At 45.1% G+C, this 4958-nt stretch carries 5 protein-coding genes; 2 read left to right on the forward strand and 3 right to left on the reverse strand.

All coding sequences use genetic code 11. The annotated features are described in order from the left end of the window. The 3 genes from ACE1CM_RS17630 to ACE1CM_RS17640 all read right to left on the reverse strand — a co-directional run. A partial coding sequence (locus ACE1CM_RS17630; RefSeq protein WP_374878848.1) for a S8 family serine peptidase occupies nucleotides 1-286 on the reverse strand: 286 nt, incomplete at its 3' end. Nucleotides 287-1422: 1136 nt separating this feature from the next. Next, a complete protein-coding gene (locus ACE1CM_RS17635; protein ID WP_374878850.1) occupies nucleotides 1423-1623 on the reverse strand; it encodes a hypothetical protein in 201 nt (66 codons plus the stop codon). A 246-nt stretch (nucleotides 1624-1869) separates the two neighbouring features. Beyond that, complete coding sequence (locus tag ACE1CM_RS17640; RefSeq protein WP_374878852.1) at nucleotides 1870-2709, reverse strand: carbohydrate ABC transporter permease; 840 nt, start codon at nucleotides 2707-2709, stop codon at nucleotides 1870-1872. A 173-nt stretch (nucleotides 2710-2882) separates the two neighbouring features. Here ACE1CM_RS17640 and ACE1CM_RS17645 point away from each other — a divergent pair, with 173 nt between their 5' ends. Together ACE1CM_RS17645 and ACE1CM_RS17650 are read left to right on the forward strand one after the other, a co-directional pair. Then, nucleotides 2883-3578: an aldehyde oxygenase (deformylating) gene (locus ACE1CM_RS17645; RefSeq protein ID WP_374878854.1), complete on the forward strand. Its 696-nt coding sequence runs from the start codon at nucleotides 2883-2885 to the stop codon at nucleotides 3576-3578. Nucleotides 3579-3764: 186 nt separating this feature from the next. Continuing rightward, nucleotides 3765-4787 carry a long-chain acyl-[acyl-carrier-protein] reductase gene (locus tag ACE1CM_RS17650; RefSeq protein WP_374878855.1) on the forward strand — a complete coding sequence of 341 codons (1023 nt, stop codon included), beginning with the start codon at nucleotides 3765-3767 and terminating at the stop codon, nucleotides 4785-4787. Nucleotides 4788-4958: the final 171 nt, after the last annotated feature.

The raw sequence follows: 4958 nt of genomic DNA on the forward strand, positions 1-4958 counted from the left end.
TAAAGACTGGAATAATTAACCCGCGACATCGGGGTGCAATTCCTGGTATTGAGGAACTATGTTGACCAAAAATGATGCTGGTAACGTGAGTGCCGTGGGTGGACATATCCCCTTGGGGTGTTGCGTCTCCCGGTACCAAAGTGGGTAGTCTGGTGAGATTTGCTCCTGCAAAACAAGGGTGATTCTGGTCAACTAACCCATCTAGAATCGCGACGCATATTTGGGAGTTGCCTTGGGTTTTTTCCCACAGTTGTTTGATTCCCGGTATTGCTTTTACATCGGGCATTTAAGTTCAAATATGCTTGGGCCTGGTTTATTTAAAACACGCATATTAGATTATGCCAATGCCTTGCCAAATTTTTGCGGCTTTTACAAATTTTAATATTTGCTCCTGAATTAACGGATTTTTTCCTAATTTTCCTCGTCGGGACACAGCCAACTCAAAAATTACAATAATTTACCCAAATCGCGTCCAGCAATATCACATTTTTCGCTCAATGTGAACTCAAGATCGCAAGAAGAGGACGCAAGTTAAGAAGAGAGTTGGACCCCAAATTCCGCCCCCTCAACTGTCACAATCGGTTTTTACCTGTTTTGAGCAACTAATAAAGCTAAAAATTATACTTTGATAACGGAGATAAACGGATAAAACCCACTTTTTAGGCATAATTTATCACTTGAAAAATAGAGTTTTCTGGGTAATTATGCTGTGTGACACGCCAGGGTGCGGCATGTGGGTATCGCTTATTACTTGCATCGAACGCAAAGACCGTGAGGTAATAGAAGTAGGCAGGCGGGGATGATATGAGCGTACGCACTGTACGTCTGTTAATTCTTTCTGATTCCTAGTTACCCGATCTGTAGGGGCACGGCAACCTAGATATCTCGGTTAATCTAATAACGTTAATCTTGCCGTGCCCCTACCCCTGGGATCGGGTTAATCTAATAACGTTAATCTTGCCGTGCCCCTACCCCTGGGATCGGGTTAATCTCATCGCGTTAATTCTGCCGTGCCCCTACCCCTGGGATCGGGTTAATCTCATCGCGTTAATTCTGCCGTGCCCCTACCCCTGGGATCGGGTTAATCTCATAAAATTAATCATAAATCATACCTTCCCCCTACCACTGGTCTTTGTTTAATCCATAAATTACTACTTCTGGTTCAATTTCCGGGTGAATATACTTACGCACAAATTTCCATCCCGCTTTTTCCATCACGCGGAATTATGCCCTATTCGCAGCTATTGCTATAGACACAACGAGTTGAGTTCCTAATCAGGAAAAACCTTTTAATACCAGCGCCTTTGCTCCTTCTGTGGCGTCACCTTTTCCCCAAGCAACTTTTCGCCATCGATACCCCAGTTCGATATCGTTGTTATCGTAAAAGCCGGAAGTGACGTTGAATGGGCTGTCTAATGCTGGTCATAATTGAAACCAACCGATAAACTGATTACTGGACTTTTCCATCGCTGCCCAATATCCATCACCGTCATAGTTTTGATAGTATGCCAGCAATCTAGGCAAGGTTTTGTTGCGGATTGTTTCCCAATCGGTATCTGTCGGGTCGCCACCCTTTATAATGCCTAGATTGGCAAAGCGGATTACTTCGCGATCGCTATCCAATTCAAACAGACTTCCGCCTCGGTCGACCTCAACTCCCCTATCTTTCTGTCTCTAGAAAAACTTTGGCGGGCATTTTTTTGGTTACCCCTTGCTTTTTGTCGAAGATTTGGTTAGAATTTATATCATAATGGAAATCTGTGCCAAAATATTATTTAAAGAAATATTCCGATTATAATAAGGATACCACAAAAGGCAAGAAAAAATCGCGGGGAAAGCCTATATTCTTAACTGTTTTTTACAGGGAATTTAATTCTTCATTCCCGTTGTAGCAATGCCGCGAATAAACTGACGCTGACCTAAGAGAAATAAAAACACGACGGGCAAAGTAGCAATGACCACCGCAGCCATCAACAAAGGCCAATTATTGGTAAATTGTTCTTGAAACTCTGCCAAAGCCAGCTGCACCGTTCTTAATTCTGGACGGGTGGTAAAAACCAGAGGTTTAAACAAATCGTTCCACTCGGCGAGAAAAGTGAATAAAAACAGCGTTACTAAAGCGGGGCGAGATAGGGGAAGCATCACGCGCCACAAAATTTGCAGTCGATTTGCGCCGTCTATTGCTGCTGCTTCTTCCAACTCGACGGGAATGGTCAAGAAGAACTGCCTCAACAGAAAAATACCAAAACCATTCGCCGCCGTGGGTAAAATTAGCGCCCAGTAAGTGTTTAGCAGGTGTCCCCAAGTTAGTACGAGAAAAATGGGAATCACCAGGAGTTGGAAGGGAATTACCAGGGTTGCTAGAACGATGAGCAATATTGCTGGGCGTCCACGGAAATTAAGCCGCGCCAGAGCGTAGCCAGCGATCGCCGAGGTGATAATCTGGAAAGCGGTGACTGCGATCGCTACCAAGGTCGAATTGGCAAACGCCAGGAGAAAATTCCCCCGCCCCCAAGCCTCCTGATAGTTAACAGGCGTTGGATTAGCAGGAAAAATGCTGCCAGTCAGATTCGCACCCTTGGGCGCAAAGGACGTAAGAAAAACAACGAGTAAGGGTAGCAGCACAATAAATGCGCCCAAACACAGCAAAACCAGGCTAAGGGGTTGCCAAAACGAGGTCGATGGTTGATTTGGTGATGTTCTGGGCATAAAGTATAGATTTCATCCTATGCTTTAAGTTTAGGAAATATATTGCAACCACTCTTAATCTGTCAGCCGGAGATTTGTTAAGTTAAACTAAGCGATTTTGACCCTCACGTTTAATTGATGAGGTTTACTTATCCCGGCTCAGGTAAATTAAGCCAACAGGAGAGAATCAACTTATGCAGCAGACTGTAGCTAACCCAGCCATTGACTTCCAAAGCGAAACCTACAAAGATGCATACAGCCGCATCAATGCGATCGTGATCGAAGGCGAACAAGAAGCCTACGAGAACTACATTCAATTGGCCCAACTGCTGCCACAACACAAAGAAGACTTAATCCGCCTCTCTAAAATGGAGAGTCGCCATAAAAAAGGGTTTGAAGCTTGCGGACGCAACCTCCAGGTGACGCCGGATATGGAATTCGCCAAGGAGTTTTTTGCCCAACTGCACCAAAACTTCCAAGATGCTTATGCAGAAGGCAAAATAGTCACTTGCTTGCTGATTCAGTCTTTGATTATCGAATGCTTTGCGATCGCTGCCTACAACATCTACATCCCCTTCGCCGATCCCTTTGCCCGCAAAATTACTGAAGGGGTTGTTAAAGACGAATACACTCACCTCAACTTCGGCGAAGTTTGGCTGAAAGAACACTTTGTTTCAGCAAAAGCAGAGTTAGAAGAAGCCAATCGCCAAAACCTGCCCATCGTCTGGAAAATGCTCAACCAAGTAGAAGACGACGCCCGCGTTTTAGGCATGGAAAAAGAAGCTTTGGTGGAAGACTTCATGATTTCCTACGGAGAAGCACTCGGTAACATCGGCTTCACTAGCAGGGAACTGATGCGTTTGTCTGCCCACGGACTGGCATCTGCCTAAATCCGGTTTGTAGTAAGGACTTCAGTCCTTAAACCCAAGGGAGGATTAAAGTCCTTACTACGAACAGGCCGAACTATTGTCAAGAGAGTAACATTTTTGTGTAGTATTTTTAAGGGTCGATCCCCGGATCGATCCAGCGAAACTCTGCGTCCAGTCCTAATTACCGACTTACTAAATAGTTATATAATGTTTGGTCTCATCGGTCACTTAACCAGTTTAGAACATGCCCAATCCGTAGCCAGAGATTTGGGCTTCCCGGAATATGCCGACCAAGGGCTGGATTTTTGGTGTTCTGCCCCACCGCAAATCGTCGATGATATTACCGTCACCAGCGCGACGGGTCAAAAAATCCAAGGGCGGTATGTAGAATCCTGTTTCTTGCCCGAAATGCTGGCAAATCGCCGGATTAAAGCTGCAACGCGCAAAATTGTCAACGCGATGGCGCTGGCGCAAAAAAACGACATTCATATCACCGCATTGGGTGGTTTTTCCTCGATTATTTTCGAGAATTTCAACCTCAATCAAGTTACCGAAGTCCGCAATACCAAACTAGAGTTTGAACGCTTTACGACGGGCAATACCCACACTGCCTATGTGATTTGTCGGCAAGTGGAACAAGCGTCGAAAAAGCTGGGGATTGAATTGTCAAAAGCGACGGTAGCAATTTGCGGTGCCACGGGGGATATCGGCAGTGCGGTTTGTCGCTGGTTAAATACTCGTACCGATGTAGCAGAATTGTTGTTAATTGCCCGCGACAAAGATAGACTGCAAGCGTTGCAGGAAGAATTGGGGCGGGGCAAAATTTTGGGATTGGAAGAAGCCCTACCTTTAGCAGATATTGTAGTTTGGGTTGCCAGTATGCCGAAAGGCGTGGAAATTGACCCCACAACTTTGAAGCAACCTTGTCTGTTAATTGATGGTGGCTATCCCAAGAATCTGGGAACTAAAGTTCAGCATCCGGGTGTTTATGTCCTGAATGGCGGGATTGTAGAACACTCCCTCGATATTGACTGGAAAATTATGCAAATCGTCAGTATGGAAGTGCCAGAACGCCAGTTATTTGCATGTTTTGCTGAAGCGATGCTGCTGGAATTTGAACAGTGGCACAGTAGCTTTTCTTGGGGAAGGAATCAGATTACCGTGCCAAAAATGGAACAAATGGGTGAGTGGTCGGTTAAACACGGCTTTCAACCATTGCTATCATTTTGAGCTTAAGTATCAGCAACTGGGTTTCTTTGTAGAAACCCGGTTTCAATAGCTGGTGCTAGATGAGTCCAGAGAATTGGGAGTCTGTTAACAGGCGTGGATTTGTAGGAGTGGAAGGTATGAGATTGCCCGATGCGATAGCATTCTTATAACTCTTGTAAGTCTTATAAGTTT

Origin of the sequence: Microseira sp. BLCC-F43 (assembly GCF_041929235.1) — a bacterium.
In the GTDB taxonomy this organism is placed as follows: domain Bacteria; phylum Cyanobacteriota; class Cyanobacteriia; order Cyanobacteriales; family Aerosakkonemataceae; genus Microseira.